General features: G+C 63.2%; 22 protein-coding genes. 10 read left to right on the top strand and 12 right to left on the bottom strand.

All coding sequences use genetic code 11. From position 1 onward, the window contains the following. Positions 1 to 456: 456 nt before the first annotated feature. From TZ03_RS02645 to TZ03_RS31185, 5 genes are all read right to left on the bottom strand, one after another. Positions 457 to 1290: an alpha/beta hydrolase gene (locus tag TZ03_RS02645; protein ID WP_051095606.1), complete on the bottom strand. Its 834-nt coding sequence runs from the start codon at positions 1288 to 1290 to the stop codon at positions 457 to 459. Positions 1291 to 1300: 10 nt separating this feature from the next. After that, positions 1301 to 3628 carry a TonB-dependent siderophore receptor gene (locus TZ03_RS02640; RefSeq protein ID WP_236692760.1) on the bottom strand — a complete coding sequence of 776 codons (2328 nt, stop codon included), beginning with the start codon at positions 3626 to 3628 and terminating at the stop codon, positions 1301 to 1303. A gap of 65 nt (positions 3629 to 3693) precedes the next feature. Further along, positions 3694 to 4623, bottom strand: coding sequence for a DUF4880 domain-containing protein (locus TZ03_RS02635; protein ID WP_051095604.1), 930 nt, complete (start codon positions 4621 to 4623; stop codon positions 3694 to 3696). After that, entirely contained in the window at positions 4620 to 5129 is a 510-nt protein-coding gene (locus TZ03_RS02630) for a sigma-70 family RNA polymerase sigma factor (protein WP_051095603.1), read from the bottom strand. Before TZ03_RS02630 ends, TZ03_RS02635 begins: the two co-directional genes overlap by 4 nt. Positions 5130 to 5257: 128 nt before the next feature. Next, complete coding sequence (locus TZ03_RS31185; protein ID WP_236692759.1) at positions 5258 to 5425, bottom strand: DUF6026 family protein; 168 nt, start codon at positions 5423 to 5425, stop codon at positions 5258 to 5260. Positions 5426 to 5449: 24 nt separating this feature from the next. On the opposite strand from TZ03_RS31185, the gene gnd reads away from it, so the two are divergent. The 6 genes from gnd to TZ03_RS02600 all read left to right on the top strand — a co-directional run bounded on the left by gnd (position 5450) and on the right by TZ03_RS02600 (position 11521). Continuing rightward, the gene (gene gnd / locus TZ03_RS02625) at positions 5450 to 6613 is read left to right on the top strand and encodes a phosphogluconate dehydrogenase (NAD(+)-dependent, decarboxylating) (RefSeq protein WP_269082539.1); all 1164 of its coding nucleotides are present in this window, start codon (positions 5450 to 5452) and stop codon (positions 6611 to 6613) included. Further along, positions 6610 to 8115, top strand: coding sequence for a glucose-6-phosphate dehydrogenase (gene zwf / locus TZ03_RS02620; protein ID WP_051095601.1), 1506 nt, complete (start codon positions 6610 to 6612; stop codon positions 8113 to 8115). Before gnd ends, zwf begins: the two co-directional genes overlap by 4 nt. A 143-nt stretch (positions 8116 to 8258) precedes the next feature. Further along, entirely contained in the window at positions 8259 to 10055 is a 1797-nt protein-coding gene (locus TZ03_RS02615; protein ID WP_051095600.1) for a glycoside hydrolase family 15 protein, read from the top strand. A 126-nt stretch (positions 10056 to 10181) separates the two neighbouring features. Further along, entirely contained in the window at positions 10182 to 10460 is a 279-nt protein-coding gene (locus tag TZ03_RS02610; protein WP_051095599.1) for a type II toxin-antitoxin system RelE/ParE family toxin, read from the top strand. 15 nt (positions 10461 to 10475) lie between these two features. Further along, positions 10476 to 10763 carry a HigA family addiction module antitoxin gene (locus TZ03_RS02605; RefSeq protein WP_051095598.1) on the top strand — a complete coding sequence of 96 codons (288 nt, stop codon included), beginning with the start codon at positions 10476 to 10478 and terminating at the stop codon, positions 10761 to 10763. 137 nt (positions 10764 to 10900) lie between these two features. Further along, on the top strand, positions 10901 to 11521 hold the full coding sequence (locus TZ03_RS02600) for a TetR/AcrR family transcriptional regulator (protein ID WP_051095788.1): 621 nt from the start codon (positions 10901 to 10903) through the stop codon (positions 11519 to 11521). A gap of 135 nt (positions 11522 to 11656) precedes the next feature. Here the strand turns inward: TZ03_RS02600 and preA are convergent, their stop codons facing one another. From preA to hydA, 3 genes are all read right to left on the bottom strand, one after another. Further along, entirely contained in the window at positions 11657 to 12931 is a 1275-nt protein-coding gene (gene preA / locus TZ03_RS02595) for an NAD-dependent dihydropyrimidine dehydrogenase subunit PreA (protein WP_051095597.1), read from the bottom strand. Beyond that, a complete protein-coding gene (locus TZ03_RS02590) occupies positions 12932 to 14299 on the bottom strand; it encodes an NAD(P)-dependent oxidoreductase (RefSeq protein ID WP_051095596.1) in 1368 nt (455 codons plus the stop codon). Between the two features lie 162 nt (positions 14300 to 14461). Then, complete coding sequence (hydA, locus tag TZ03_RS02585) at positions 14462 to 15901, bottom strand: dihydropyrimidinase (RefSeq protein WP_051095595.1); 1440 nt, start codon at positions 15899 to 15901, stop codon at positions 14462 to 14464. A 342-nt stretch (positions 15902 to 16243) separates the two neighbouring features. On the opposite strand from hydA, the gene TZ03_RS02580 reads away from it, so the two are divergent. After that, positions 16244 to 17734, top strand: coding sequence for an NCS1 family nucleobase:cation symporter-1 (locus TZ03_RS02580; RefSeq protein ID WP_051095594.1), 1491 nt, complete (start codon positions 16244 to 16246; stop codon positions 17732 to 17734). Positions 17735 to 17871: 137 nt separating this feature from the next. Continuing rightward, positions 17872 to 19155, top strand: a complete 1284-nt coding sequence (locus TZ03_RS02575; RefSeq protein ID WP_051095593.1) for a Zn-dependent hydrolase — start codon at positions 17872 to 17874, stop codon at positions 19153 to 19155. 251 nt (positions 19156 to 19406) lie between these two features. Here the strand turns inward: TZ03_RS02575 and TZ03_RS02570 are convergent, their stop codons facing one another. Then, positions 19407 to 20366, bottom strand: coding sequence for a ribonuclease Z (locus TZ03_RS02570; protein WP_051095592.1), 960 nt, complete (start codon positions 20364 to 20366; stop codon positions 19407 to 19409). 60 nt (positions 20367 to 20426) lie between these two features. Beyond that, the gene (locus TZ03_RS02565; RefSeq protein ID WP_082056523.1) at positions 20427 to 20990 is read right to left on the bottom strand and encodes a lipocalin family protein; all 564 of its coding nucleotides are present in this window, start codon (positions 20988 to 20990) and stop codon (positions 20427 to 20429) included. A gap of 213 nt (positions 20991 to 21203) precedes the next feature. Here TZ03_RS02565 and TZ03_RS02560 point away from each other — a divergent pair, with 213 nt between their 5' ends. Together TZ03_RS02560 and TZ03_RS02555 are read left to right on the top strand one after the other, a co-directional pair. After that, the gene (locus TZ03_RS02560) at positions 21204 to 22538 is read left to right on the top strand and encodes a DUF6861 domain-containing protein (protein WP_051095591.1); all 1335 of its coding nucleotides are present in this window, start codon (positions 21204 to 21206) and stop codon (positions 22536 to 22538) included. Between the two features lie 15 nt (positions 22539 to 22553). After that, positions 22554 to 23177 carry a GAD-like domain-containing protein gene (locus tag TZ03_RS02555; protein WP_051095590.1) on the top strand — a complete coding sequence of 208 codons (624 nt, stop codon included), beginning with the start codon at positions 22554 to 22556 and terminating at the stop codon, positions 23175 to 23177. A 35-nt stretch (positions 23178 to 23212) separates the two neighbouring features. Here the strand turns inward: TZ03_RS02555 and TZ03_RS02550 are convergent, their stop codons facing one another. After that, positions 23213 to 23848, bottom strand: coding sequence for a dihydrofolate reductase family protein (locus TZ03_RS02550; RefSeq protein WP_051095589.1), 636 nt, complete (start codon positions 23846 to 23848; stop codon positions 23213 to 23215). A 300-nt stretch (positions 23849 to 24148) separates the two neighbouring features. Next, the gene (locus TZ03_RS02545) at positions 24149 to 25108 is read right to left on the bottom strand and encodes a ribonuclease Z (protein ID WP_051095588.1); all 960 of its coding nucleotides are present in this window, start codon (positions 25106 to 25108) and stop codon (positions 24149 to 24151) included. Positions 25109 to 25111 lie beyond the last annotated feature (3 nt).

The following is a 25111-nucleotide window of genomic DNA, read 5'->3' as shown; positions in this document are numbered from 1 at the left end:
CTCTTCCGTTGAGCAAATGGCGGGCCGAAAACCGAGTGTAGGAGAGAAAGAGATAAAAATGTGACCCGCTGGTCACTATTGTTATGGCGCGGAATAGACGCAAACGTTGGCGTATGTGAACGGATGTGACCAAGGCTGTTGGAGGGCTAACAGGGTGGGATTTTGCGCTGCGCGTTCATGAGGCAGGATGCAAGAAGTGCACTGTTATGGTGCGTGATATGCCGCTGTGAACGAAGCGCGTGGGCGCGCCGCATAACCTGTGGAGCAACTGTCTTGTATTGCCTGGACTGGCCTCATCGCCGGCAAGCCAGCTCCCACAGGTACAGCGTAGGGCTTGAGGCCTGCACAGTACCTGTGGGAGCGGGCAAGCCCGCGAACACCGGCAAAGCCGGTGCCATCCACCGCGCTGGATTCTTCGCGGGCGAGCGCTCCCACAGGGAGTGGGGAGCGGGTGACCTAGAACCGACGGGTACTGATCAGCTCATCCAGCACCCGGGCTGACACGCGGAATGGCATCGACATATGGTCTTCCCCAGGCTCGATCTGGAAATCACTGCGCAGGCCATACTGCGACAAAGCCTCCAGTCGTATCTGCAAGGCCCGTGCATCCTGTATTTCCTGCGCCATTTCGCGCTCGCCCATCAATAGCGTCAGGCTGCTGTGAGTCAGGTCCAGTTGCCCGGCCTGCGCCTTCTTGCGGAACGCCCGCTCATGCTCCAGCAGGTAGCGGTCGCGCCACCATAGGCTCGGGCTGATGGCGATGACATGCTGGAACAGCTGCGGCCGAGTGAACAGGGCATATACGCCGAACATGCCCCCAAACGAGTGCCCGACCAGGCTGCGCTGGTCCTGGTCAACCTTGAAGCGTGCATTGACCTTGGGCATCAGGCGCTTCTCGATGAAGTCAAGAAACAGGTCCTGCCCGCCTTGCGGTGGGGTGTTGCGCTCGGCTGGTTGCGGCGGCGACAGGTCGAAGGCGCGGCGCTCGAAGTCCAGCGGCGTGTCGCTTGGGTAGCCGATGCCGACCAGGATCGCCCCGCGCAGGCGCTCCTGCGCGCGCTTGGCGGCGTGGAAGGCGGGGAAGTAGGCATTGCCGTCGAGCAGGTAGATCACCGGGTAGCCTCCGGTCCAGGGCACATCGCCCTCCGGCAGGCTGATCATGATGCGGTATTCACGCCCTTCGGCGCTTTTCATCGTCCATTGTTCGGTGCCATCCAGGCGCATCGGGCCCGCATGGGCCAGGTTGGCGAGCAGCAGTGCGCCGAGCCAGGCAAACAGTGTGCGTAGCATACTCGCCCCCTTACCAGCGATAGCTCAGGCTGGTAACCACGCTGCGCGCTTCACCCCGGTAGCAATAGCCTTGCTCGCAACTGATGTAGCGTTTGTCGAACAGGTTGCGGGCGTTCAAGGCCAGGCGCACGCCGTCCAGGCTGCCGCCGAAGTCGTAATGCACGCCGGCATCGACCAGGGTGTAGCCTTCGTTCTTCACGGTGTTCTGCGCATCGCCATAGTTGCTGCCGGTGTAGCGCGCACCACCCGCTACCCCCAGGCCCATCGGCAGGCGGTAGTCGAGCCACAGCGAGGCCAGGTGGCGGGGCACGTTCAGCGGTTGCTTGCCTTCGTTGCCGTCGTTGCTCTTGGTCACTTCCGGGTCGTTGTAGCTGTAGCTGGCGGTCATCTTCAGGCGGTCGCCGAGGTCGGACACTGCTTCCAGCTCCAGGCCCTTGGACACCTGCTCGCCGGTGGGGATGCTGTTGATCGGGTTGGCCAGGTCGCGGGTCAGCACGTTCTTCTGGGCCAGGTGGTACAGCGAAGCGGTCAGCAGGGTCGCACTGCCGGGCGGTTGGTACTTGAGGCCCACTTCATACTGCTCGCCCTCTGTGGGCTTGAACGCACCGCTGCCGCTCTGCGGCTGGAACGAGGTGGCGTAGCTGGCATAGGGCGCCAGGCCGTTGTCGAACAGGTAGAGCACGCCAACCGAACCGGTGGTGGCCGAATCACTGGTCTTGCGGTTGATACCGCTGAGGTTGTCGCTACGGCGTACATGCACGAAGTCGCGACGCAGGCCCGCCGACAGGCGCCAGCGGCCGAGGTCGAGCTGGTCCTGCAGGTACAGGCCGGTGCGTTGTTCCAGGCCGTCTTCGTCAGCCAGTGGCGTACCGGGCTTGGCCACCGGCTGGTGGTAGTTGGGTGCAAAGCGGTCGATCGAGGGGGCCGGGCCGCTGGCATACAGTAGCGAGGTGTCGATCCAGCCGTAGTCGATGCCAGTGAGCAGGGTGTGGTGCAGCGCGCCGGTGTCGAAACGGCTTACCAGGCGGGTATCGGCCGACAGCGTCGACATGTCTTCGTAAACGCCAACGGCGTAGCGGTCGAGGATGTGCCCTTCACGCTCCTGGTAGGGTTGCAGGTACTGGTTGGTGGTGTCGACCTGGCCGTAGCGCAGGTTCTGCTGGAAGCTGAACGTGTCGTTGAAGGCGTGCTCGAATTCGTAGCCGAAGGTCCATTGACGTTGCTGCAGCTTGTCGAAATATTCGTCGCCCTGCCAGAAGTTGGTCAGGTGGTCGCCTTGCTGGTACAGCATCGGTGAGGCGGCGGTTTCGCGCTCCTGGTACTGCGCCAGCAAGGTCAGACTGGTGTCGGGGTCGATCTGCCAAGTCAGCGAGGGTGCGATCAGGCGTACATCGTTGTTCAGCTGCTCTATGTAGTTTTCCGCATCGCGATACACGCCGACCACGCGGTACAGCACATCGCCCGAATCATCCAGCTTGCCGCCCAGGTCGAACTGGCCTTGCTGATGGTCGTAGTTGCCCGCCTGCACCTGTACTTCGTTCCTGGCCTGCAGGCTCGGGCGCTTGCTCACGCGGTTGACCATGCCGCCCGGGCTGATCTGCCCGTACATCACCGATGAGGGGCCCTTGAGTACTTCAATGCGCTCCAGGCCGTAGGCTTCGGTCTGGTACAGCGATAGCCAGCCGCTGCCGGGCTGGCGCAGGCCATCGAGGAAATCGGCACCGATGGTGGTTTCGAAGCCGCGGATACTGATCATGTCGAAGCGTGGGTCCAGCCCCGAGGCACCGACCCGCACGCCGGCCGTGTAGGCCACGGCATCCTCGACCCGGTCGACCTTGCGGTCGGCGATCTGCTCGGCGGTTACCACGCTGATGCTTTGCGCGGTTTCCAGGATCGGCCGGTCGCTCTTGGTAGCGCTGCTGGCGTTGCTGGCGAAGTAGCCGGGTACCGGGGCGAAGGCGCTTTGCGAGGCGCTGGCATCGATGCTGGTTGGGTCCAACTGCAGGCCAGACTCGCTGTGCGCGGGCAGCACAACATAGCCGGAGCTGGTCTTGTGCGGCGCCAGGCCACTGCCTTTGAGCAGTTGCGCAAGGCCGTCCTCCACCGAGCCACCGCCGGCAAGGCCTGGGCTGTTCAAGCCTTGTACGGCCTCTGGCGAGAACGACAGGGTGATGCCTGTGCGTTCGGCAAAGCTGCTCAAGGCTTGCCCCAAGGGGCCTGCCGGTATGCTCGGGGTGGTCGCCGTCGCGGCGTGCGTGCTGGCGGCGAGCAGGGTCAGCGCCAGGCACACGGCGCGGGACAGGGGGCGAGAGGGCAACGGCAGGCGGGCAGGTAACATGGAGGGGTCCATTCAGGGAGTGATCAGCCCTAACCGGATGAAATGGCAAAGTCCGACAATATTTTTCAGGCCTGTGCCACCACCCGCACCCACCAACGGGTGCGTTGTTCTATACGCACGGGTAGCAGGTAGGTGATGTTGCCGAGCAAGGTGGCCGGTTCGTCCAGGCGAAACACGCCGGACAGGCGCAGGTCGGCGAGCTGTGGGTCGCAGTGCAGCCAGCCGCGCCGGTAGCGTGAGGCTTCGGAAAGGAATTCGGCCAGGCGTATGTCGTTGACGATCAACAAGCCGCGCGCCCAGGCGAAAGGGTCAAGGGCGCCGCTGTGCAGAGCTGCCAACTGCCCAGGGTACAGCGCCAAGCCATGGCCGGCCTGTACGCGCTGACTGCCTGCGGCGGCGCTCACCCGCACTTCGCCGCGCTCGACATGCAGTTCGCTATAGCCTTCGCGCTCACGCAGCACCGCCCGCGCCTGGCTGGCGTCGCATACCCCGTACTTGCAGCGCACACGCCAGTCAGCGCCGTCCACCAGCACCTCGCCGCTGTGCAAAAAGATCTCGCGGCCGTGCACGTCCACGGCACTGTCGGTGTTCAGTTGCAGCTGTACACCGCCATCGACCAACAGTTGCCGGCGTTCGCCGACCTGGGTGGCAAAGTCACTGCGCCAGCCCTGCGGTGCGTTGGCCAGCAACAGCGAGGCACTGCCGGCGGCCAGCCCTACACCCAGTAGCTTCAAGGTGCGGCGGCGGGTCAAGTCGACCTCGGCATTGCGCAGCAGCGCGACGGTGCGTGTGGCGTCGGGCAAGTGGTTGCCATGGAAATGCCCGCTGACCTGCTGCATGCGTTGCCAGGCCAGCTCGTGGCGGGCATCGCCCAGGCGCCAGGCCTGGCACTGGCTGAACAGCTCGACATTGTCCGGGTTGGCGCGCAGGCGCATCTGCCATTCAATGGCCATGCGCACGATGGTTTCCGGCAGGCGCTCAGCCGAGGCCCTCATTCGAAGCACACCCGGTAGCAGTGCAGCAGGGCCTTGGCCACATGGCGCTCGACCGTGCGGCTGGACACCTGTAGCTGTTCGGCAATCTGGCTGTGCGTCAGGCCTCCGAGCTGGTACAGCAGAAAGGCCTCACGTACAGCCGGCTTGAGGCCGTCGAGCAACTGCGCGATGCGCTCCAGGCATTGCAGTGCCTCGTGGCGTACTTCGGGCGACGGATAGCTGGTATCGGGCAACTGCGCCAGGGTTTGCAGATAGGCGCGCTGCAGGGCGTCGCGCCGCCAGTGGTCGACCACCAGGCCGCGGGCGATGCGCGCCAGCAGCGCACGTGGGGCCTGGGCGCAGATGGGCTGGTTACGCACCAACAAGCGCAGGAAGGTATCCTGGGCCAGGTCTGCCGCCTGCTGGGAGCAGCCCAGAGAACGCCTCAGCCAAGCGTGCAGCCAGCCGCGCTCGCTGCGGTAAAGCGCCTCGAGCGGAATGATCGCATCCGTTTCATGGGTGGCCATGCAACGCCCCGGGAGCAAGTTTGTGGGAGAAAAGCGCGCACCATAAACGCGAATCGTTCCCAATTCAAACTTTTTCTATTGATGGGGCCGGCAGTGTGGGAGCGCCATGCTCCCACAGGGGAGGGAGATTAGAAACTGACGGTTTTACCGTCGCTACGCGCCTGTTCCAGCAGCAGGTTCAACTGGGCGACCTGCTGGCGCAACTGGTCACGTTCGTCCTTCAATTTACGCAGCTCATCACGGCGCACGGAGACATAGAGGGTCTGGGTTGGGGTTGCAGGCATCAAGGTACCCATGAGCACACCTCGCGGTTTTGGCTGGTGACAAGTCAAAGCGTAGACGCTTCACGCGGGGCGCATTTTGAATTCTTTCACCGGTCTTGGGAACTTTTTTGTTTATCGTGGTCTCGCCGTTCGTCGCTGAACCCTCGTGCGGTACGCTGGACTAATCTGAAAAGCTGGACTGTGTTGTCATCCATTTCGAAAGGGGAGCATCGGCTCATGCAACTGGGAATCATCGGGCTGGGCCGCATGGGCGGCAATATCGCAAGGCGCCTGATGCGCGCCGGCCACCGCACTGTGGTGCATGACCGTAACCGTGAGGCCATCAGCGGGTTGGAGGGCGAGGGCGCCCAGGGCGCGCACGACCTGGGCGCGCTGGTACAGAAACTGAAGGCGCCGCGTGCGGTGTGGGTGATGCTGCCGGCCGGGGAGCCGACCGAGCAGACCATCGCCCAACTGGCCGAGCTGCTGGAGCCGGGCGATGCGATCATCGACGGCGGCAACACCTTCTACAAGGACGACATGCGCCGCGCCGCTGAGCTGGCCAAGCGCGGCCTGCACTACCTGGACGTGGGTACCTCCGGTGGTGTGTGGGGCCTGGACCGTGGCTACTGCATGATGATCGGTGGCGAAAAAGACGTGTTCGAACGCCTGGAGCCACTGTTCAAGGCGTTGGCGCCAGGCGTGGGTGATATCCCGCGTACCCATGGCCGTAACGGTGAACACCAGCGCGCCGAGCATGGCTACATCCACGCCGGCCCCCCCGGCGCCGGGCATTACGTGAAAATGGTGCACAACGGCATCGAATACGGCCTGATGCAGGCCTATGCCGAAGGCTTTGACCTGCTGCGCAGCAAGGGTGGCAGCGAACTGCCGGAAGACCAGCGCTTCGACCTGAACGTGGCGGAAATTGCCGAAGTGTGGCGCCGCGGCAGTGTGGTCACCTCGTGGCTGCTCGACCTCACCGCCGACGCCCTGGTGGCCGATCCGCAGCTGTCGCAGTTCAGCGGCTCGGTGTCCGACAGTGGCGAAGGCCGCTGGACCATCGACGCTGCCGTCGAGCAGGCGGTGCCGGTGCCGGTGCTGTCCAGCGCACTGTTCGCGCGCTTCCGTTCGCGCCAGCAGCAGGGCACCTATGGTGACAAGATACTCTCGGCCATGCGCCTGGGCTTCGGTGGCCACGTCGAGAAGAAAGGCGAATGACTGAACAGACCATTCCGGCCGCGCCACCCTGTACCCTGTTCCTGTTCGGCGCCAACGGCGACCTGGTCAAGCGCCTGCTGATGCCGGCGCTGTACAACCTCGGCCGCGACGGCTTGCTGGACCGAAACCTGCGCATCGTCGGCGTCGATCACAACCCGGCCAGTGCCGAGGAGTTCGCCGAGCGCTTGCACGCATTCATGGTCGAACGCGACAAGGGTGGCGAGGGCGGGGCCAAATGCCTGGACGAAAAGCTCTGGGCACGTCTGGCCAAGCGCTTGGGTTACCAGACCGGCGACTTCCTCGATCCGGCCACTTACCAGGCCATCGCCAAACGCATCGACAAGACGGGTCACGGCAACGCCATCTTCTACCTGGCGACTTCGCCGCGCTTCTTCCCGGAAGTCGCCTTGCGCCTCGGGCAGGCCGGATTGCTCGACGAGTCCGCCGGCGGCTTTCGTCGCGTGGTGGTCGAAAAACCCTTCGGCACCGACCTGGCCAGCGCCGAGGCGCTCAACGCCTGCCTGCTGAAAGTGATGGGCGAGCGGCAGATCTATCGCATCGACCATTACCTGGGCAAGGAAACGGTGCAGAACATTCTGGTCAGCCGTTTTTCCAATGGCCTGTTCGAATCGTTCTGGAACAACCACTACATCGATCATGTGCAGATTACCGCCGCCGAAACCGTTGGCGTCGAGACCCGTGGCGCCTTCTATGACAGCACCGGCGCCCTGCGTGACATGGTGCCCAACCACCTGTTCCAGTTGCTGGCGATGGTGGCCATGGAGCCACCGGCTGCATTCGCCGCCGATGCCGTGCGCAGCGAAAAGGCCAAGGTGGTTGGCGCCATCCGCCCGTGGTCGGTGAAGATGGCCCTGAAAAATTCCGTGCGTGGTCAGTACAGCGCTGGCAAGCAGGGCCGCAAGCAACTGCCTGGCTACCGCAAGGAGGTCAACGTTGCGGCTGACAGCCAGACCGAGACCTACGTGGCGCTGAAGGTGATGATCGACAACTGGCGCTGGGCCGGTGTGCCGTTCTACCTGCGCACTGGCAAGCGCATGAGTGTGCGCGACACCGAGATTGCCATCTGCTTCAAGCCCGCGCCTTATGCTCAGTTCCGTGAGTCCGAGCTGGAGCGGCCCAAGCCCAACTACCTGAAGATCCAGATTCAGCCCAACGAAGGCATGTGGTTCGACCTGCAGGCCAAGCGCCCCGGGCCGGAGCTGGTGATGGAGAATGTAGAGCTGGGCTTTGCCTACAAGGACTTCTTCAAGATGACCCCGGCTACCGGCTACGAGACGCTGATCTACGACTGCCTGACCGGTGACCAGACCCTGTTCCAGCGCGCCGACAACATCGAGAATGGCTGGCGTGCGGTGCAGCCGTTTCTCGATGCCTGGGCGCAGGGGGGCGAGGTGCATGAGTACCCGGCTGGTGAAGATGGGCCCGAGGCCGGCAATGAGTTGCTGGCGCGGGACAAGCGGGAGTGGCATCGGTTGGGGTGAAATGTTTGTAAGTCTGTACCGGCCTTTTCGCGGGCACGCCCGCTCCCACATGCATGTCACCGGTTTAAAGGCCTGTGCTGCACCTGTGGGAGCGGGCAAGCCCGCGAAGAGGCCAGCCCAGGCAATCACACAAAGGAGGCCCAATGCCCGCTCATATCGAAGACTACGCGCTGCTGGGCAACTGCCGCAGCGCCGCCCTGGTCAGCCGCGATGGCTCGCTCGACTGGCTATGCCTGCCGCGCTTCGACGCCCCGGCGGTATTCGCGGCACTCCTGGGCAACGAAGAAAACGGCCGCTGGCGCCTGGCCCCCTGCGACACTGTCGAGCACAGCAGCCGTCAATACCTGGACGATACCCTGGTATTGGAAACCACCTGGGTCACCGCCACCGGCCGGGCCCGCATGCTCGACTTCATGCCGCTGGGCGAGGTCAATTCGGTGGTGCGCATCGTCGAGGGCATCTCCGGCGAAACCAACTTCGAAATGGACCTTGTCATGCGCTTCGACTACGGCCGCAGCGTCCCTTGGGTTGAACGGCTCGACCCGCAGACCCTCAGCGCCGTCGCCGGCCCCGACCGGTTGATCCTGTGCAGTACCGTACCGCCCCATGGTCGCGACCATCACACCGTCGCCCGCTTTCGCGTGTGCGCTGGCGAACGTCAGGTCTTCAGCCTTCGCCACCAGCCCTCGCATCTGCCAGTGCTGCCCGACTGCGATATCGACGAGGCCCTGGCTCAGACTATCGACCAATGGCAGGCTTTCGCCGCCCGCTGCCCGCAGGTGGGCCCGCACAGCGCCCTGGTTCGCCGCTCGCTGCTTACCCTCAAGGCCATGACCTATGCCCCAACGGGAGGCATCGTAGCGGCTGTCACCACTTCGCTGCCCGAGCGCATTGGCCATGAGCGCAATTGGGACTACCGCTTCTGCTGGTTGCGCGACGCCACCATGACCCTGTTGGCCTTCATGAACCTCGGCTACTTCGACGAAGCCCTGGCCTGGCGTGAATGGCTGCTGCGTTCGGTGGCTGGCAACCCCGAGCAGATGCAGATCATGTATGGCCTGGCCGGCGAGCGCGACCTGCAGGAATACACCTTGCCGTGGCTGGCCGGTTACGAGCATTCGCAGCCGGTACGGGTGGGCAATGCCGCGTCGGCACAGATGCAGCTGGACATCTATGGCGAACTGGCCGATGCCATGACCCATTCGATCAAGGGCGGCTTGCCCCGCCACCCGCGCAGCGCCGCCATCGCCCGGGTGATCCTGCCCTACGTCGAACGCATCTGGCGCGAGCCGGACGAAGGCATCTGGGAAGTGCGCGGTGGCCGGCAGCAGTTCGTGCATTCCAAGGTGATGGCCTGGGTGGCCTTCGACCGTGCGGCAGGGTTGGCCGACACTACCGAAGAAGGCCGCGAGAGTGGGCAGCATTACCGCCAGGTTGCCGACGAAATTCACCGCGAAGTGTGTGAACGAGGCCTGGATGCCAGTGGCCGCTTTTTCGTCCAGGCCTACGGCTCGAGCGAAATGGACGCCAGCCTGTTGCAGATCGCCCTGACCGGCTTTCTGCCAGCGGATGACCCACGTTTCTTGCGTACGCTGGATCAGATCGAGCGGCGCCTACTGAGAAACGGCCTGTTGCTGCGCTACGACAGCGACAGCTGCAGTGACGGCCTGACGCCAGGGGAGGGCACCTTCCTGGTGTGTTCGTTCTGGCTGGCCGACGTCTACGTACTACTGGGGCGTCAGGCAGAAGCACAGGCACTGTACGATCGCCTGACCGGCCTGTGCAACGACCTCGGCCTGCTGGCCGAACAGTACGACCCGGCCGGCCAGCGCATGCTCGGCAACTACCCCCAGGCGTTCAGCCATATCGGCATCATCAACACCGCGCTGAACCTGCACCGGGCGCAGTGCCCGGTGCGTGACCGGGCGCGTTGTGGGTAGGGGGCGAGCGAAGGCATTCCGGTCGCAATCAACATGTGACGCATAACGTCACATATGATACTTTGCTTCGTGTGATGCATGGGGTCACACTGCGCCCGTCTCCCAAATGGACGCGGCGAGCTACCCATGATCATCAGTTTTCGACACAAGGGACTGCGAATCTTTCATGAAACGGGCAATACCCGAGCGATCCAGGCCTCCCATGCGAAGCGCTTGAAACGACAATTGCAGTTTCTCGATCGTGCCATGGCTGCACAGGACTTGAGCGTACCGGGCTGGCAGTTGCATCCGCTCAAGGGTGACTTATCAGACTTCTGGTCAGTCAGTGTGTCAGGCAACTGGAGGCTGGTCTTTCGTTTCGTGGGTTCGGATGTCGAACTGGTCGATTACCTTGATTATCACTGAAAAGGAGAGCTGATCATGCCTTTGCATAATCCGCCACACCCGGGCGAGGCTTTGCGCGAGGATGTTCTGCCAGCGCTAGGCCTGACGGTGAAGGCCTTCGCATCGCACCTTGGGTTCTCCCGCGAAGCGCTTTCGCGAGTGCTGCATGGCCGTGCGGCGATGTCTCCGGACCTGGCGTTGCGGCTGGAGATGGCGGGCATCAGTACCGCCCGTCTGTGGTTGGCTATCCAGGCCGACTACGATATCTGGCAGGCGCGTCACCGCCAGCAGCCTGTGATTACCCGGTTGTTTCAAGCCGCCTGATGTAAAAGTCTGAAATGACCGGAGTAGACTAGGGCAAACACCATTCAGCACGGAGCAAACATGGGCATTCGCGGTACTGATCGGCAGATTGACAATATCGAGTTCAATGAACGGGCGGTGTGGGCGGCCCAAGCCTGATGGCCAACCACAAGATCGAAATCCGTCGGCGCAATATCGAGAAGATCCTGCACGCGGCGGAAAAGGTGTTCGCCGAGAAGGGTTATGGCGCCACCTCCATGGGTGATATCGCCGAGCAGGCCGAGTTGCCGCGCTCCAACCTGCATTATTACTTCAGCACCAAGGACGAGCTGTTCCGCGCGGTGCTGCAGGACCTGCTGGATGTGTGGAAGCAGGACGCGCTGTGCTTCGAGAACTTCGACGACCCGCGTGTGGTGCTGACCAGTTACATCCGGGCAAAGATGGGCCATTCGCGCTCGCGGCCGCTGGGTTCGAAGATCTGGGCCGAAGAGATGCTGCACGGCGCGCCGGTGCTGGGGATTAACCTGGATGAAAGCCTGGTGCCCTGGGCCAAACTGAAGGAAGCCAAGATCCGCCGCTGGGTGGAGGAGGGGCGCATTCTGCCGGTGGAGCCGTCGGCGCTGCTGTACATGATCTGGGCTTCTACCCAGCACTATGCCGACTTTGGCTACCAGGTGCAGTTGCTCAATGGCGGCGAAGTGCTGTCGGACATGGCGTTCGAGAGTGCGGTGCAGACGGTGACCAGTGTGATCTTGCGGGGGATTGGCCTGGAGCCTTGATCTGACCGATGGGTCCGCTGCGCGGCCCTTCGCGGGCTTGCCCGCTCCCACAGGTACCGCGCCGTTCTTGAGGGCGACAGCGATCCTGTGGGAGCGGGCAAGCCCGCGAAGGGCCGCGCAGCGGACCCAATTACTTCAGCTGGCTTCGCGGTAGGGGTTGCGCGGGTCCTGCGTCCAGTTCAGGTACGGCTTGCCGGTATCCTGCGCCTGCATGTCGATGCAGTTCTCCACCGGGCAGGTGATCTGGCACAGGTTGCAGCCCACGCATTCCTCCTCGATCACGCTGTAGGCATGCGTGCCGTCAGCTTTCAGCGTGCTGGCAATGGCCTGGTGCGAAGTGTCCTCGCAGGCAATGTGGCAGCGCCCGCAGCCAATGCAGGCCGCCTGGTCGATGTGCGCCACAGACTTGTAGTTGATGTCCAGGTACTTCCAGTCGGTGGTATGCCCCACCGCCTGCCCACGAAACGCCTCGATAGTGCGGTGCCCGTGCTGGTCCATCCAGCGTGCCAGGCCGTCCTTCATATCTTCGACAATGCGGAAGCCATGCAGCATCGCCGCCGTGCACACCTGCACCGCACCACTGCCCAGGGCCATGAACTCGGCGGCGTCACGCCAGCTGCCGATGCCACCAATGCCACAAATCGGCAAGCCACGCGTTTCCGGGTCGCGAGCGATTTCCGCCACCATGTTCAGGGCAATCGGCTTCACCGCCGAACCGCAATAACCGCCGTGGGTGCTCTGGTCACCGACGATGGGGTGGGCCACCATGCGGTCGAGGTCGACGCTGGTGATCGAGTTGATGGTGTTGATCAGCGACACCGCATCGGCCCCGCCCCGGTGTGCGGCGCGGGCCGACTGGCGGATGTCGGTGATGTTCGGTGTGAGCTTGACGATCACCGGCAGCGAGCAGTACGTCTTGCACCAGCGGGTGACCATTTCCACGTATTCCGGCACCTGGCCGACTGCCGCCCCCATGCCGCGTTCGGGCATGCCGTGCGGGCAGCCGAAGTTCAGTTCGATGCCATCGGCACCGGTGGCTTCCACCAGCGGCAGGATGAACTTCCACGAATCCTCCACGCACGGCACCATCAGCGACACCACCAGCGCGCGGTCGGGCCAGTCCTTCTTCACCTGGGTGATTTCGCGCAGGTTGATTTCCAGTGAGCGGTCGGTGATCAGTTCGATATTGTTGATGCCCTGCACCTGGCGGTTGGCACCGTAGTGCGCCGAGTAGCGCGACGACACGTTGACCGCCGCTGGGTCCTCGCCCAGGGTTTTCCAGACCACGCCGCCCCAGCCGGCCTCGAAGGCGCGGACCACGTTATAGGCCTTGTCGGTTGGCGGTGCGGAGGCCAGCCAGAAGGGGTTGGGTGCCTTGATACCGGCAAAATCGATGGACAGGTCGGCCATTTACGCTGCCTCCACGTTGAGCATGAGTTGGGCATGGATGGCTTCGGCGGCCAGCTTGCCGTGTTGCACGGCCTGGACGGTGAGGTCCTGGCCCAGAGCGGTGCAGTCGCCACCGGCATATACGCCCGGCAGGCTGGTGCGCAGGTGTTCGTCGACGCGGATGCGTTCGCCGTCGCGGGCCAGTTGTGCGGCCAGCGGGTCGCCGAGGCTGGTGTCGTCGAAGCGCTGGCCGATGGCCTTGAAGATGGCATCGGCGGCCAGCTCGAAGGTTTCGCCGGTGTCGCGCAGGCGGCCGTCCGCCAGTTCGGTACGGGCAAAGCGCATGCCGCGCACCTTGCCGGTGTCGTCCAGCAGCACGGCGTCGGGGCGGGCCCAGGTGTGCAGGCGTACCTGGTTGGCCTTGGCGATGTCCTGCTCGTGGCCGGTGGCACCCATGTCGGCGTGGCCGCGACGGTACACCAGGTTGACGTCGCGGGCGCCCAGGCGGCTCATCTGCACGGCCATGTCGATGGCAGTGTTGCCGGCACCGATCACCAGGCAGCGGTCGGCCAGTGGCAGTTGGCTCAGGTCATCGGCCTGGCGCAGTTCACGGATGTACTCGGTGGCGGCGAGCAGGCCGGGTGCTTCTTCATCGGGTAGGCCCAGCTGGCGCACGGCATTCAGGCCGAGGCCGAGGAACACCGCGTCGTATTGGTCGCGCAGTTCGCCCAGGCTGAGGTTGCTGCCCAGGCGCTGACCGTGGCGAATTTCGATACCGCCAATGCCGAGCAGGAACTCCACTTCACGCTGGGCGTAGTCGTCCACCAGTTTGTAGCGGGCGATGCCGTACTCGTTGAGGCCACCGGCCTTGTCACAGGCCTCGAATACCACCACCTCGTGCCCGTGCATGGCCAGGCGATGGGCGCAGGACAGCCCGGCAGGGCCGGCACCGACCACGGCGATGCGTTTGCCGGTGGCGGGGGAGCGTTTGAACGGGTGTTCGCTGAACTGGGCATTGTCCACGGCGTAGCGCTGCAACTGGCCGATCAGTACTGGTGCACATTCTTCGGCGTTGTTGCGCACGCAGGCTTGCTGGCAGAGGATTTCGGTGGGACAGACGCGGGCACAGCTGCCGCCGAGGATGTTGGCCGAGAGGATGCGCTCGGCGGCGCCTTGCAGGTTCTCGTCGCTGATGCGGTGGATGAACGACGGGATGTCGATGTCGCTTGGGCAGGCGTTGACGCAGGGGGCGTCGTAGCAGTACAGGCAGCGCGCGCTTTCGACGGCGGCCTGGCGGGCGGTGAGGGGTGGGGCCAGGTCGCTGAAGCGCTCGGCCAACTGGTCGGCGCCGGCCCGGGGGCGCGGCAAGTGGTTCAGGGCATCGATCACGGTTGTAGCCTCTCGTTCTTATATTTGGCTTGGAATGGGGGCGCTCTGCGCCCCAATCGCCGGCAAGCCAGCTCCCACAGGTACTGCACCGACCTTGAAAACAGCGCGGTCGAGGTGGGAGCTGGCTTGCCGGCGATGGGCTGCGCAGCAGCCCCAATGGCCTTAACGCGGTACAGGCATCGGGCGCTGGTGCTCGGCCCGGCGCCCCAGCACCTCGTACACCGACGGATACGCCGGCCGTTCCACATAGCGCCCCGCGCCCGCTTCCGCGCGCAGGTCGCCATCGGCCCAGAGCACCTTGCCCTGGCTGATGGTGTGGCTGGGAATGCCGCGCACTGTACGGCCTTCGAAGATGTTGAAGTCCACCCGCTGATGGTGGGTCTGGGCCGAGATCGTGCGTGTGCCCTGCGGGTCCCACAGCACCAGGTCGGCATCGGCACCGACGCGGATGGCGCCCTTGCGGGGGAACAGGTTGAAGATTTTCGCCGTGTTGGTAGAGGTCAGCGCGACGAACTCATGCATCGACAGGCGCCCGCTGTTGACCCCGGCATCCCACAGCACCGCCATGCGGTCTTCGATACCGGCGGTGCCGTTGGGAATGCGGCTGAAGTCGTCGCGGCCCATGGCCTTCTGCTCGGCGCAGAAGCAGCAGTGGTCGGTGGCGGTGGTGTGCAGGTTGCCCGATTGCAGGCCGCGCCACAGCGCTTCCTGGTGTTCGCGTGGGCGGAACGGCGGGCTCATCACATAGCCAGCGGCGGTGGCCCAGTCTGGGTCGCGGTAGACACTGTCGTCCAGCAACAGGTGGCCGGGCAACACTTCGCCGTACACCGGCTGGCCCTTGCCCCGGGCGTAGGCGATTTCATCCAGCGCTTCGCGGCTGGAAATGTGCACCAGGTACAGCGGCGTGCCGAGGGTTTCGGCAATGCGGATGGCGCGGCTGGCCGCTTCGCCCTCCACCTGGGCCGGGCGCGACAGCGGGTGGGCTTCCGGCCCGGTCAGGCCTTGGGCCAGCAGTTTTTTCTGCAGGTGGTACACCAGTTCGCCGTTCTCGGCATGCACGGTGGGCACCGCACCCAGTTGCAGGCAGCGCTCGAAGCTGGCCACCAGGGTGTCATCGGCGGCCATGATGGCGTTCTTGTAGGCCATGAAGTGCTTGAAGCTGTTCACCCCATGTTTGGCCACCAATTCGCCCATCTCTTCGGCCACCTGCTCGCTCCACCAGGTGATGGCGACGTGGAAACCGTAGTCGCTGGCGCTCTTCTGCGCCCAGCCGCGCCAGGTGTGGAAGGCCTCCAGCAGTGACTGCTGCGGATTGGGGATGACGAAATCGATGATCGAAGTAGTGCCGCCGGCCAGGCCTGCAGCGGTGCCGCTGAAGAAGTCCTCGCTGGCCACGGTGCCCATGAATGGCAATTGCATGTGGGTGTGCGGGTCGATGCCGCCGGGCATCAGGTACTGGCCGCTGCCGTCGAGGATCTCGCAGTCGGTGGGCGGTTCGAGGTTTTGCCCGATGGCGCGGATCAGGCCATCGGCACACAGGACATCGGCGGGGTAACTCTCTTCGTGGGTGACCACGGTGGCGCCACGGATCAACAGGGACATGCCGTTTTCCTCGCAGGCTGACCGGTCTGGGCCGGTTCTTGGAATTGTCACGGGTGCAGGACGAGCAGGGCGATTAATCCTGTCATACCTGACAAGATTCGAGGCTAGATGCTGATTCTGGATTCGGCAAGAAAATTTCCTATTAATTTTATTGTTTTTAACTTGTTGATATTTAACAGTTAATTTTTTCGGATGTGCTGATTACGGGGTTTTCAGGATTTTTGACTAACTTGACAAGATGAAAATCTGGTCGAGATTTCTAAGCACAATTACGCGTGTGTACTCCGGCCATCGCATTAGCCCGATGAGCGAACAACTACAAGAAAATCTGGAGAAGGCCCCATGCAACAGAGCAGATCGGAAGTGGTCGAGCACAATGGCCTGTTCGAGCTGTCCGAGGGCAGTGATGTCCTCGACAGCCCGCGCTACAACCACGACATCGCACCGACCAAGGTGCACCAGCGCACCTGGAACAAATGGCACATCACCGCCCTGTGGGTGGGTATGTCCATCTGCGTGCCCACCTATACCCTCGGCGGGGTGCTCACCGCCTATTTCGGCCTCAGCGTGGGCGAGGCCTTGCTGGCGATCCTGCTGGCCAACCTGATCGTGCTGATCCCGCTCACCCTCAACGCATTTCCTGGCACCAAGTACGGCATTCCGTTCCCGGTGCTGCTGCGTTCGTCGTTCGGCATCCTCGGTTCCAACGTGCCGTGCCTGATCCGCGCGGTGGTCGCCTGCGGCTGGTTCGGCATCCAGACCATGTTCGGCGGCCTGGCCATCCACCTGTTCCTCGGCTCGGTGTTCGAGGGCTGGAAGGCTTTGGGCGGCACCGGCGAGGTGATCGGCTTCATGATCTTCTGGTGCCTGAACCTGTGGGTGGTGTTGCGCGGCGCCGAGTCGATCAAGTGGCTCGAGACGCTGTCGGCACCGCTGCTGGTGGCGGTGGGTGTCGGCCTGTTGTTCTGGGCCTTGCCACACATGTCGATGACCGAACTGCTGGCGCAGCCGCCCAAGCGCCCGGAAGGGGCGAGCGTGGTCAGTTATTTCTGTGCCGGGCTTACTGCCATGGTCGGCTTCTGGGCCACGCTGTCGCTGAACATCCCGGACTTCAGCCGCTACGCCCGCAGCCAGAAAGACCAGATACTCGGGCAGATCTTCGGCTTGCCGCTGACCATGTTCCTGTTCGCCGCGCTGGGTGTGGTGCTGACCGCTGCCTCGGCGTCGCTGGTAGGCGAGACGGTGTCCGACCCGGTCAGCCTGATCGGCAAGATCCACAGCCCGTTCTGGGTAGCGCTGGCCATGGCGCTGATCGTGATTGCCACGCTGTCGACCAACACTGCGGCGAACATCGTGTCGCCGACCAACGACTTCCAGAACATCGCCCCACGCCTGATCGGGCGCAGCCGGGCGGTGTGGCTGACCGGCTTCATCGGCCTGGCGCTGATGGGCCATGAGTTGCTGAAGAAGCTGGGCTGGATCGTCTCTGACTTGAGCCTGGAGAGCGTGTATTCCAACTGGTTGTTGGGCTACTCCAGCCTGCTGGGGCCGATTGCCGGGATCATGGTGGTGGACTACTTCCTGATCCGCCGGCAGAAGCTGGACCTGGCCGGGCTGTACCGCGACGACGTGTATCCGGCGTGGAACTGGGCTGGGTTTGCCGCCTTTGCCTTACCGGTGGCGCTGACCGTGATGGCGATTGGCAACAGCAGTTTCAGCTGGTTCTACGACTACGGTTGGTTCACCGGCTCGCTACTGGGTGGGGCACTGTACTACGTCCTTGCCAGTTTGGCGGCGCGCAGCCCGGCGCGGTTGGCCAAGCCTTTGCCCTGAGACCGTGTCTGCCTCTTCGCGGGCTCGCCCGCTCCCACAGGTACTGCACAGCATTCAAAACCTGCGGTGAACCTGTGGGAGCTGGCTTGCCGGCGATAGGGCCCGCACAGACAACAAAAAGCCTGAAGGAGAAACCCGTGACCCCAGTCCAAGACATCCTGAAAACCACCGCCCACCACATCGACAGCACCCGCCTGTGGCAATCCCTGATGGACCTGGCCCGCCTCGGTGCCACCGCCAAGGGTGGCGTCTGTCGCCTGGCCCTTACCGACCTCGACCGCCAGGCCCGCGACCTGTTCGTGCAGTGGTGCGAGGCCGCCGGTTGTACGGTCAGCATCGACGCCGTCGGCAACATCTTCGCCCGCCGCCCCGGACGCAACCCGGCACTGCCGCCGGTGATGACCGGCAGCCACATCGACACCCAGCCCACTGGCGGCAAGTTCGATGGCTGCTTCGGGGTGATGGCCGGGCTGGAGGTGATCCGTACCCTCAACGACCTGGGCGTGGAAACCGAAGCGCCGCTGGAAGTGGTGGTATGGACCAACGAAGAAGGCTCGCGCTTTGCCCCGTGCATGATGGGCTCGGGGGTGTTCGCCGGCAAGTTCACCCTGGAAGAGACACTGGCCAAGCGCGATGCCCAAGGTGTCAGCGTCGGCGAGGCGTTGAACGCCATTGGCTACGCCGGCCCACGCGCGGTGCTGGGCCACCCGGTGGGGGCCTATTTCGAAGCGCATATCGAGCAGGGGCCGATCCTCGAAGACCAGGCCAAGACCATCGGTGTGGTGCTGGGTGCCCTGGGCCAGAAATGGTTCGACCTGACCTTGAGGGGCGTCGAAGCTCATGCCGGCCCCACGCCCATGCACCTGCGCAAGGACGCCCTGGTCGGCGCGGCGGCGGTGGTGGAAGCGGTCAACCGCACCGCCCTCGGCCACCAGCCCCATGCCTGCGGCACCGTGGGGTGCCTGCAGGCGTATCCGGGGTCACGCAACGTGATCCCGGGCGAGGTGCGCATGACCCTGGACTTCCGTCATCTGGAGGGTGAGCAACTGGATGCGATGATTGCCGATGTGCGCGCGGTGATCGAGGCGACCTGTGCCAAGCATGGTTTGAGCCACGAACTGGTGCCCACGGCCGACTTCCCGGCGCTGTACTTCGACAAAGGCTGTGTCGATGCCGTACGCGAGTCGGCGCAAGCACTGGGCCTGGCGCACATGGACATTGTCAGCGGGGCGGGGCATGACGCGATCTTCCTGGCCGAGCTGGGGCCGGCGGGGATGATTTTCGTGCCGTGCGAGAATGGCATCAGCCATAACGAGATCGAGAATGCCACGCCCGAGGACCTGGCGGCAGGCTGCGCGGTGTTGCTGCGGGCGATGCTGGCGGCGTCGGAGGCGATTGCCAGCGGGCGCCTGGCGGCCTAATCAGGCGAGCGCGGTTTTCTGTGGGAGCAACTGTCTTGTCTTGGCTGGCCTCATCGCCGGCAAGCCAGCTCCCACAGGTGCTGTGCAGGTTTCAGGCTAACGCTATACCTGTGGGAGCGGCTTTAGCCGCGAACACCGGCAACGCCGGTGCCATCCACGGCGCTGGATTCTTCGCGGGTGAATCGGATCACCGCACCGCCGCTCCCACAGGAGCTATGCAGGTTTCAGGCTCACCCGCGAAGCTCCGCGATTCATCCGGCCGGTTCAAGACAGCCATCACGCCCGATGTGATAACGCTGCAGGTCCTGCGCCAGAATCAGCTGCCCGTCATAGTGGGCGAGGGCTTCGTCGCGCACGTTGTCGATGCTCGGGCTGCGCCGTGGGTCGTTCTGGTAGCGGGCGCTGAAGTGCGTCAGCACCAGGTTACGCACGCCTGCGCTCTGGGCAAAGCGCGCCACTGCTGCAGCGGTGCTATGGCCGAAGGTAACCCCCGTGCGCTCGACCACCGCCTGGGTGAAGGTGGCTTCGTGGACCAGCACATCGGCGCCCTGGGCAGCGTTGGCCAGCAGCTCGGGGTCGTCGTTGTCGCCACACACGATCACCCGTCGTGGCGGGCGCGACGGGCGCAAGTAGTCGCGGCCATGCAGCAGTTGCCCGTCATGTTGCACCGTCAGGCCTTTGGCCAGCTCGCCCCACAACGGGCCGCGGGGTATGCCATCGGCTTCCAGGCGCTGGATGTCCAGGCGCGGTTCGGGGTTGAGCTCGGTGAACACGAAGCCGACGCTCGGCACCCGGTGCGACAGCTGCACGCTGGTCACTTGCAGGCTCTCACTGCGCCATTCGACCAGCTCTTCCACGGCCAGCAGGCGCAATTCGAACGGCAGGAACGTGTCGCTGGCCAGCAGGCCCTGGCGTACCCAGTCGTGCAGCGCGCAGGGCAGCACCACGTCCAGCGGCTGGGTGCGGCCGCTCATGCCGGCGCTGGCCAGCAGACCGGGCAGGCCGAAGCAATGGTCGCCGTGCACGTGGGTGATGAAGATCGCCCGCAGGTCGCGGACCGACAGTGGAGTATGCAGCAGCCGATGTTGGGTGCCTTCGCCGCAATCGACCAGGTACCACTGCTTGCCGCTGGCTTCGATGACAGCGGTGGCGCTGACGTTGCGGGCTTTTGTGGGCACCCCCGAGGAAGTGCCCAGAAACTGCAGGTCCAATGTTTCGCTCCATGCGTGGGGGAGCCACACCTTAGACGGATTGCTACAGGGCGTCGATGCTCATGGCACGGCAGGGGCGTCCTCGCGCCAGATCAGCTTGCTGGTGTCGTAACCCTGCTTACGGGCAATCGCCAGCAGCTGATCACGGGTCTGGTCAGTGATCGCCGGCGTGCGCGACAGCAGCCACAGGTATTCGCGGTTGGGGTGCCCGACCAGCGCCACGCGATAGTCCTTGTCGTGATACAGCACCCAGTATTCGCCTTTGGTCAGCCCCGGTGCCAGCCGGCTGAACCAGTTGTCGAAGCGCACCCAGAGCTTGTCTGTCCTGCCCGGCACCTGGGCTTCGGCGATGCCGTGGGCTTCATTCCATGCGCCGTCCTTTTCCTTGCAGCGGTTGGTCACGTCAATGCGGCCATCCTCGCGCAAGCTGTAATGGGCTTCGGACTGCACGCAGTTGCGCTGGAAGAACATCGGCAGGCGCGCCAGCTCGTACCAGGTGCCTTGGTAGCGTTGCAGGTCGACCTGTTCGGTAGCCGGCGGGGAGCGGTGATCGTCGTTTGAACCGACGCAGCCCATCAGGGCCAAGGTCATGCAGGAAAGCATCAGGGCCGTGCGCATCGCCATGGCAAACCTCCTGTCAGTGAGTGTGGGGCTCACCTTTGGTTCGATGCGGGCGGGGCGCAAAAGTTGTATTGACGATGCATGGCGTAAGGAATCGAGTGCCTTTGTCAGCTCAGAGTCAAAGCGAAAGAGACTTTTCCTACAGCTGACTCAGAAACTTCCCAAGCAAATCCATGATGGGATTTCCCCCTGTACACGCTGTCAGGGAGACACCTCATGTATCTGGATTACCTGGTGCCCTCGTGGTTCCAGATCGAATCACGTATCACCGATCAGATGGGCTATCAGGGAGGCGCCCATTTCCGTACCTACCTAAACGAACCGGTCGCCTCACTGGCCCTCAACCTGCGTCGCGTGAGGGCTGTCCAGGCGGCCTTCAACCAGGCCGAGTGGCAAGCCGGCAGCATGCTGCGCCAGCGCTTTGCCGAGCTGGAAATCGCCAGCATCCTCGACGAGCTGCTCAAGGTGGTACGGGAGATGGCGATGATCGTCGTCGGCAGCACCCTCACCGGCGGCGCGATTGGCGCCGGGATTGGGGCATTTGGCGCTGGTGCAGGGGCCATTCCTTTGGCCGGCGCTGGCGCGGCAATGGGCCTCAAGGTCAGTGGTTGGATACTTGGCGTGCTGGGGCTTGCCTCCATTGCCGAGTTTTTTCTCGAAGGCTTGCCTCGCATTGGTGAGTATTACCTCGACGGCATACGTATCGCTTGGGATGGGACACGGGACGAAGGTATTAACCCGTTCGGATCGGATGACCCGTATACCATTTCCAGAGCTGCCCATCATATCGCTCTAGGTCATGTAGAGGTCGTGGTTTTGCTGCTGGGCGCGATCGTCTCGTACCTCACCCGCGGGCGCGGCGATGCTCGGGTGCTGGCGCAGGAGATGGCGGCCAGCAGCAAAGGTGCACGGCTGGGGCAATGGATGCTCAAGCATGAAGAGGGATTGAAGAAACGGCCAGACCTACAGGTGCCGGAGCGGCGTAAGGGAGGGCTGGGTGATCCGCATCCGAATCAAAGGAATCAGCCGAAGAAGGAGCCGCCTGAACACCACCCCGGCAGGATGGCATTGCATAATGTCGAATGCTTCAAAGCTGACAAAGTGCCGGAATACAAAGTGGGAGAATTCAAGCGGCAGCTGAGTGGTCAGGAAGATGGGCTCAACTGGATGACCATCGATGAGTTTCTGGAGAAAATCGAAAACCCAGAACAGCGAAATAAAGGGCTGGCTCAGAAAGCTCGAAGAAAGGAATTGGAGATCATCCAGGAAAATTTTGAGAAGGAGCTAAGGAAGACCATGGGTCCTTTTGAAGCACAACAAGTTGCCATGGAAAAAGCTAGAAACAGAATGTCAGCCATAGCAGCGCTGCACAATCCAGACCTTGTCGCTGGAGGCAGGGACGTCATATCGGACTTCGGGGATCGCCAGATAAACTCCATAATAGGACCTCAATGGAAAACAAAGATACCCAATTTGAAGAAGGCCGCCGAAGCGGTGCCGCCCGAACATAGAAGCTCAACCCGCATGAATGTCAAATTGCACAAATGCTGAGTCAAGGACATCAAGATGGATAAAATCTATGCCAGGTTTATTGAGAATTTCGGTCATCCGATCGATCGCCGGGAAGTACCTTTCTCGACGATCGAAAAGTACAGGGGTAAGCTTCCCGCCAAGCTTCTGGAATACTGGTCTGAGCATGGGTGGGGAGGCTATGGCGAAGGGATTTTCTGGTTAGTCAATCCACAAGAATATGAGGCAGTTGTTTCATCTTGGATAGCGGGCACGAAATTCAGCTCACACGATACCTACCATTTGATCGCTCGAAGCGCTTTTGGAGACCTGTATCTATGGGGTGAAAGAACTGGTTTTTCACTGGAGATAACAGGCGTCAGCGCTCGATACGCATTTTATAAAAATGAATTCACAAAAGATCAGTTAGAAGCTGAGCTCCAAGGGTTTTTTCTGTCAAGAAAACTCGACTCAAACGATTTCAATGATCTCTTCGAACCTGCTAGCGCAAAATTCGGAAAACTCAAGAATGATGAAATGTACGGCTTTTTCCCCGCCCTCATGTTGGGTGGATCTGACCGCCTGGAGTACCTCAAGAAGGTCAGCGCCGTTGAGCATCTAGTTTTTCTTGCACAGCTGACAGACCTTCAACCTTACGCCTTCTCCAGCCGGCCAGATTGAAAGAGCTACCTGCCGTGCTCGTGTACTCGCCGGCCTCAATCGCTATGTGCTGGCAGGTCGAATGAACCGGTCTGCACTTCGCCTACACGCACATAGCGGGCGATGACCACCCCTTTGGGCGTCACTTGCGAATGCTTCAGGGTGAAAGCCCCAGGCGCAGCATCCTCCCCGAACAGGCGCTTGCCATGGCCCAGCAACACGGGGTGGGTGAGCAACTGCAGCTCATCGACCAGCCCGGCGGCGAGCAGTTGCTGCACCACGTCGGCACTGCCCTGAGTGAGCAGATCGGCACCATCCTGCTGCTTGAGGCCCCGTACCGCCGCGACGATATCCGCACCCAGCGCATGACTGTTGTGCCAATCGAGGCTGTCGGGATCATGGGTGGCGACGTGCTTGGCCACGCTGTTGAACAGGTTGGCGATGGAGAATTCCTCGGTATCGTCTTTCACCTTCGGCCAGTAGCCGGCAAAGATGTCGTAGGTGCGCCGGCCCAGCAGCAATTCGAAAGGTTGGCTGAACAGCGCCTGCATGGCCTGGCCGAACACTTCCTCGGCATGGGGCACTAGCCAACCGCCAAAGGTGAAACCGCCGCTGGTGTCTTCCTGTGGTCCGCCGGGGGCCTGCATGACGCCGTCGAGGCTGATGAAGGTGGCTACGATTAGCTTGCGCATGGGGACTCTCCTGTTGGCAGCGGGGGTGGCTGTGGGCATCGGATAGTCGAATGGCAGAAGGCAGAATCGACAGGGCCTTTCGTTCTGTCTGTAATGGCCTCATCCCCGGCAAGCCAGCTCCCACAGGTGCTGTGCAGGTTTCAGGCTAACGCTATACCTGTGGGAGCGGCTTTAGCCGCGAACACCGGCAACGCCGGTGCCATCCACGGCGCTGGATTCTTCGCGGGTGAATCGGATCACCGCACCGCCGCTCCCACAGGAGCTATGCAGGTTTCAGGCTCACCCGCGAAGCTCCGCGATTCATCCGGCCGGTTCAAGACAGCCATCACGCCCGATGTGATAACGCTGCAGGTCCTGCGCCAGAATCAGCTGCCCGTCATAGTGGGCGAGGGCTTCGTCGCGCACGTCGCCGATGCTCGGGCTGCGCCGTGGGTCGTTCTGGTAGCGGGCGCTGAAGTGCGTCAGCACCAGGTTACGCACGCCTGCGCTCTGGGCAAAGCGCGCCACTGCTGCAGCGGTGCTATGGCCGAAGGTGACGCCCGTGCGCTCGACCACCGCCTGGGTGAAGGTGGCTTCGTGCACCAGCACATCGGCGCCCTGGGCAGCGTTGGCCAGCAGCTCGGGGTCGTCGTTGTCGCCACACACGATCACCCGTCGTGGCGGGCGCGACGGGCGCAAGTAGTCGCGGCCATGCAGCAGTTGCCCGTCATGTTGCACCGTCAGGCCTTTGGCCAGCTCGCCCCACAACGGGCCGCGGGGTATGCCATCGGCTTCCAGGCGCTGGATGTCCAGGCGCGGTTCGGGGTTGAGCTCGGTGAACACGAAGCCGACGCTCGGCACCCGGTGCGACAGCTGCACGCTGGTCACTTGCAGGGTCTCGCTGCGCCATTCGACCAGCTCTTCCACGGCCAGCAGGCGTAATTCGAACGGCAGGAACGTGTCGCTGGCCAGCAGGCCCTGGCGCACCCAGTCGTGCAGCGCACAGGGCAGCACCACGTCCAGCGGCTGGGTGCGGCCGCTCATGCCGGCGCTGGCCAGCAGACCGGGCAGGCCGAAGCAATGGTCGCCGTGCACGTGGGTGATGAAGATCGCCCGCAGGTCGCGGACCGACAGTGGGGTGTGCAGCAGCCGATGTTGGGTGCCTTCGCCACAGTCGACCAGGTACCAATGGCTGCCGCTGGCTTCGATTACCGCCGTGGCGCTGACGTTGCGCGCCTTGGTGGGCACGCCGGCGGAGGTGCCGAGGAACAGCAGGTCCATGGT

Source organism: Pseudomonas sp. 10-1B, from assembly GCF_000935045.1.
Classification (GTDB): domain Bacteria; phylum Pseudomonadota; class Gammaproteobacteria; order Pseudomonadales; family Pseudomonadaceae; genus Aquipseudomonas.
This window is presented reverse-complemented; position numbering and strand designations above follow the sequence as displayed.

What these genes read in the sequence shown, in the direction of transcription:
- TZ03_RS02645 (WP_051095606.1), bottom strand. Translation starts at nt 1,290, where the DNA reads ATGCTACGCACACTGTTTGCCTGGCTCGGCGCACTGCTGCTCGCCAAC.
- TZ03_RS02640 (WP_236692760.1), bottom strand. Translation starts at nt 3,628, where the DNA reads ATGTTACCTGCCCGCCTGCCGTTGCCCTCTCGCCCCCTGTCCCGCGCC.
- TZ03_RS02635 (WP_051095604.1), bottom strand. Translation starts at nt 4,623, where the DNA reads ATGAGGGCCTCGGCTGAGCGCCTGCCGGAAACCATCGTGCGCATGGCC.
- TZ03_RS02630 (WP_051095603.1), bottom strand. Translation starts at nt 5,129, where the DNA reads ATGGCCACCCATGAAACGGATGCGATCATTCCGCTCGAGGCGCTTTAC.
- TZ03_RS31185 (WP_236692759.1), bottom strand. Translation starts at nt 5,425, where the DNA reads ATGGGTACCTTGATGCCTGCAACCCCAACCCAGACCCTCTATGTCTCC.
- zwf (WP_051095601.1), top strand. Translation starts at nt 6,610, where the DNA reads ATGACTGAACAGACCATTCCGGCCGCGCCACCCTGTACCCTGTTCCTG.
- TZ03_RS02615 (WP_051095600.1), top strand. Translation starts at nt 8,259, where the DNA reads ATGCCCGCTCATATCGAAGACTACGCGCTGCTGGGCAACTGCCGCAGC.
- TZ03_RS02610 (WP_051095599.1), top strand. Translation starts at nt 10,182, where the DNA reads ATGATCATCAGTTTTCGACACAAGGGACTGCGAATCTTTCATGAAACG.
- TZ03_RS02605 (WP_051095598.1), top strand. Translation starts at nt 10,476, where the DNA reads ATGCCTTTGCATAATCCGCCACACCCGGGCGAGGCTTTGCGCGAGGAT.
- TZ03_RS02600 (WP_051095788.1), top strand. Translation starts at nt 10,901, where the DNA reads ATGGCCAACCACAAGATCGAAATCCGTCGGCGCAATATCGAGAAGATC.
- preA (WP_051095597.1), bottom strand. Translation starts at nt 12,931, where the DNA reads ATGGCCGACCTGTCCATCGATTTTGCCGGTATCAAGGCACCCAACCCC.
- hydA (WP_051095595.1), bottom strand. Translation starts at nt 15,901, where the DNA reads ATGTCCCTGTTGATCCGTGGCGCCACCGTGGTCACCCACGAAGAGAGT.
- TZ03_RS02580 (WP_051095594.1), top strand. Translation starts at nt 16,244, where the DNA reads ATGCAACAGAGCAGATCGGAAGTGGTCGAGCACAATGGCCTGTTCGAG.
- TZ03_RS02565 (WP_082056523.1), bottom strand. Translation starts at nt 20,990, where the DNA reads ATGGCGATGCGCACGGCCCTGATGCTTTCCTGCATGACCTTGGCCCTG.
- TZ03_RS02560 (WP_051095591.1), top strand. Translation starts at nt 21,204, where the DNA reads ATGTATCTGGATTACCTGGTGCCCTCGTGGTTCCAGATCGAATCACGT.
- TZ03_RS02555 (WP_051095590.1), top strand. Translation starts at nt 22,554, where the DNA reads ATGGATAAAATCTATGCCAGGTTTATTGAGAATTTCGGTCATCCGATC.
- TZ03_RS02550 (WP_051095589.1), bottom strand. Translation starts at nt 23,848, where the DNA reads ATGCGCAAGCTAATCGTAGCCACCTTCATCAGCCTCGACGGCGTCATG.
- TZ03_RS02545 (WP_051095588.1), bottom strand. Translation starts at nt 25,108, where the DNA reads ATGGACCTGCTGTTCCTCGGCACCTCCGCCGGCGTGCCCACCAAGGCG.